This is a genomic window from Deferribacterota bacterium (assembly GCA_034189185.1).
Classification (GTDB): domain Bacteria; phylum Chrysiogenota; class Deferribacteres; order Deferribacterales; family UBA228; genus UBA228.
In genome coordinates, this window is the sequence record JAXHVM010000160.1 from 1 (window position 1) to 4,210 (window position 4,210).

General features: G+C 32.5%; 5 protein-coding genes. All 5 read right to left on the reverse strand.

The window, feature by feature from the left end:
- Positions 1-408: ABC transporter permease (locus SVN78_08995; GenBank protein ID MDY6821741.1), on the reverse strand; the 408-nt coding region annotated here is incomplete at its 3' end.
- Positions 408-1,631 carry an ABC transporter permease gene (locus SVN78_09000; protein ID MDY6821742.1) on the reverse strand — a complete coding sequence of 408 codons (1,224 nt, stop codon included), beginning with the start codon at positions 1,629-1,631 and terminating at the stop codon, positions 408-410. The genes SVN78_09000 and SVN78_08995, both read right to left, overlap by 1 nt.
- A 4-nt stretch (positions 1,632-1,635) precedes the next feature.
- A complete protein-coding gene (locus SVN78_09005) occupies positions 1,636-2,313 on the reverse strand; it encodes an ABC transporter ATP-binding protein (GenBank protein MDY6821743.1) in 678 nt (225 codons plus the stop codon).
- A 12-nt stretch (positions 2,314-2,325) separates the two neighbouring features.
- A complete protein-coding gene (locus SVN78_09010) occupies positions 2,326-3,561 on the reverse strand; it encodes an efflux RND transporter periplasmic adaptor subunit (GenBank protein ID MDY6821744.1) in 1,236 nt (411 codons plus the stop codon).
- Between the two features lie 19 nt (positions 3,562-3,580).
- The coding region (locus SVN78_09015) for a TolC family protein (protein ID MDY6821745.1) at positions 3,581-4,210 on the reverse strand (630 nt) is incomplete at its 5' end.

A 4,210-nucleotide genomic window follows, 5' to 3' on the forward strand; every position in this document is an offset into this window, starting at 1 on the left:
TTTTCGCATATCAAAGATATCCTTTGTGGCACCTGAGATTGTTGTCTTTGTTGATTTACCTAAATATACTGCATTAGCTCCCATATTCACAACAGGTACAATATTTTTAACATCTATTAGATTATTCCTCATCAATTCAACATCTCTAAAATTCAATTTAGTAGTAGGGACATAATCAGTCTTTCCTTTGCCTACAACCCTTACCTTTGCAGGCTCCACTACAATCAATTCGGGTCCAAATTTCTCAAGTAGTTCTTTAGTATTCTCCATTGTAGATCTTGAGATATTATTAACAGAGATTAGCATAGCTATCCCTGAAAGGACTCCTAAAATAGAAAGGGCTGTTCTTTGTTTATGAACAAGTAACATCTTTATTGCAATCTCAAAGAATAGTCTAACCCTTTTCATTACTGTCCCTTAATAGCCTTTATTGGGTCAATATTTGATACCACAATAGCAGGCCTTATACCAGATAAGAGACCCACTATAAAACTCAAAAGAATTGCTGAAAGTATAACCTTATAAGATATATAAATAATCATATTGCCAACATGCTCTAATATATAGCCTCCTAGCACACTCCACAATATACCCAATATTCCGCCAATAAATGTAATAACTATTATCTCTGCTAAAAAAAACAGGGCAATATCTTTCTTAGTTGCTCCAAAAGCAGATTTTATACCTATATCTTTATTTCTCTGTTTTATACTTATATATGTTAGGTTAGCCACAATAAAGCCACCAACTATCAAAGATATTATGCCAGCAATACCCAAAAATAATATAAGATTATTTGAAAGTAGCTTCATCTGTTTTAAAATATTTTTAGATGTTACAATACGAAAATCATCAGGTTGATCCCTTGGTATTTTATGATTAAACCTTAAAAGTGCTCTAGCACTTTCTATTGCGCTATCTATATCGCCCTTTGTCCTAAACCATAAATTTGCCACATATTTTTCATCATTTAACAACCTTTTTGTAACTGCTCCAATTGGCATAATTATGCGATCGTTTAAATCTTGTGAAATATCTAACCCACTTCTTTCCTTAAGTATGCCAATGACTTTTACAGGTAAGAGTCCAATAGTTAATGTCATATTATCGTTAATTTTATCTATATTATCTTTATATAATTCATCTGCCACTTTAGAACCAATAACTGCAACAGTATCCTTATTTTCCACCTCTAATATATTAAAAGCCCTACCTGCTCTAATTTCTGCTCCTAGAGAAGTAAAATAATTCTCCGTTGTCCCTATAACAGTTGTTGACCAGTTATTCTTACCACTTTCAACAACCACAGGTGAAAATAGTACCCTTGGTATTACCTCGGTTACATTTGAGACATTTTTTTTAATTGAAATAGCATCATCAATTGTTAAGGTTTTACCACGTGAAAAGGGGTTGCTAGTATTACCACCTCCAATAACAAGAACCGCATCTGGCCCAAAAACATCAAATATTTCATAGGCCTTCTTATTTGCACCCTCTATTGAGGCTACAATTAAAGCCATTGTGCCAATGCCAAGGGATACACTTAATATTGAAAAAAAAAGCCTTATTTTATAATGAACAATCGATTTGTATAATTCCTTTAAAAAAATATGAACCTTAAAATAATTCATCTAGTTAATTTATAAACATTCCATCTTTAATATTGATAATTTTCTTTGAATATTTAGCCATATCAGGGTCGTGTGTTACTAGTACAATTGTTTTTCCCTCATTATTGAGATCACAAAAGATATTCATTAAATCCTTTGACGTGTTAAGATCAAGTTGTCCAGTTGGCTCATCAGCTAATATTATTTTTGGCTCATTTACTAATGCCCTTGCAACTGCCACTCTTTGCTGTTCACCACCAGAGAGCTCTGATGGCTTATTATTATAGTAATTAGATAAACCAAGTTTATCCATAAGTACTTTACCATGCAAATAGGGCTCTTTAACCTCTTTTTTTGAGTAGATAAGGGGAAGCAAAACATTCTCTAATGCGCTTAGATAATCTATTAAGTGAAATTGCTGAAAGACAAAACCAATATGAGAGTTTCTAATACCAGCTAAATCCTCCAATGGAAGATCCCTTACATTCTGTCCCATAAAAAAATATTCACCATCAGTCATTGTATCCATCAAGCCCAATATATATAATAGTGTACTCTTACCAGAGCCAGATACCCCCATTATAGATATAAAATCACCCTCATTGATATCTAAGCTCACTCCCTTTAAAGCTTCTACCTTCTTTTCACCTAAAAAGTAGGTTTTTTTGATGTTAGATATTGAAATTAACCTGTTTGTAGCCATCTATTTTATGCCTTAATCTTCGGGTAATTCAAATTTAATTGCAACCTTATCGCCTTCTTCTAAGCCTTTTACAATTTCTATCTCTTTGTCACCTTTAAGTCCAACTTCTACATTAATTTTCTTTAGTTTATTGCCATCAACCTTATATACAACAGTCTCGCCGTCAACAAATTTTAACGCTTCAATAGGTATAACTAATGCCCCTGGCTTAACCTTTGTTGTAATTCTTGAATGAACTGTCATATTTGGCTTAATAAGCTTTACATCATCTACAGGCACAGGAACAACTGCAACGTAATATACAATATTGCCTGAACTAATTGGTTGAGGCCATATTGTTTTAATTTCACTCTGTAACCATTTATTAGGCAGTGCTCCAACATAATAATTAACTTTACTTCCTTCGTGCACCTCTGTCACATCTGTTTCATCAATATATAGATATACTTCAAGTTTGGTGGGATCTATTAATGTAATAAGGTTTTCAGCGTTTAGTTGTGCTACCACTGTTTCACCTTCATGTCTTAAAACTTGAGCCACATAACCTGAGATTGGTGCATATATCTTTGTATATGATATAGCAATCTCAATAGTATTTATTTGTTCCTCTTGGGCTTTAATATTGGCTATTACACTAGCTTTTCTATCTTTAAATTCTTCCTTTAATCTTGCCAAGGTTGATTTTGTGACCTCATAGTCTGAAAGAGCAATATCCCTATTTGTTTTTGCCCTATCAACACTGTCTTGTGTTGTAAAATCCTTTTCCAATAATTTTTTCTCTCTTTCATAATTCTTCTTTGCATACTCTAAATTTGATTTATTTGCCATAAGTCGTGATTTAACCTCTTCAATCTGTAATGGATAAGTATTTTTTATCATCTCTAATTCCACATTCAATCTTTCCAATGTAGCCTTTGCATTTCTAAGGCTTGCCTGTAATTCCCTATCATCAATTAATGCAATAAGCTCTCCTTTTTCTACATAATCACCAACTTTATAGGGGAGTTTTTCTAAAGTACCAGAAGCCCTAGTTCCAACATTTATACTTGCTCCTACCTGTGTTCTAACAACCCCTGTTGCTTCAACGAAAGAGGTTATTGTTCCATACTCTGCCACAGCAACTTCCTCTATCTTTGCATCGCTAGAGGTATCTAAAAATAAAAACATCACAATCACTAATATTATAACTATTGTCACTATAATTAAATTTCTTCTATTTAACAAATTTCTAAGCATTATATTCACCATCTATTTAAAAATATTTAATTTATAAAATCTTCATATTAACTGCCCTCTCTAAAGAGCTAATTGCTATACTATAATTCATTTTTTGTTGAATTAGGGTTATCCTGCTTCTTGCATAATTAATCTCAGCTTGAAGCAAAGCTATTATATCACCTTTACCAACCCTATATTCATTTAACGCTTGTTCGTAGTTAATCTTACCCTCCCTTACTAAATGGATAGCAGTGTTGTAATTGGCATAGGACCTCTCTATATCCCTATAAGCATTATTAACTTCTAACCTTATCGTTCTCTTAGCTTCCATTAGGTTTTTCTGTGATGCATATAAAGCTTCTTTTTGTGCTGTTACCTTATAATATCTACCAGGACCATCAAAAATATTATAGGTTAGACCAGCATAAAATATAGCCTCATGCTCTTCCATTTCTGCTTTATTGTCATATCTATTATATGCAAGTTGTAAGTCAACCTTAGGCCAAAAATTGCTTTTTTGCTCTTTTATAGTGTATTTTGTATATTCTAATTCATTAAGTTGTTTATCAATCAAAGCTCTTTTTTCTAAAGCAATATCTTGTAATTCACTCATCTTATAGGTAATAAAATCTGTCTTAAATTCCTCTTCTAAATTGTAAATCTCATTAAGGGGTTTGCC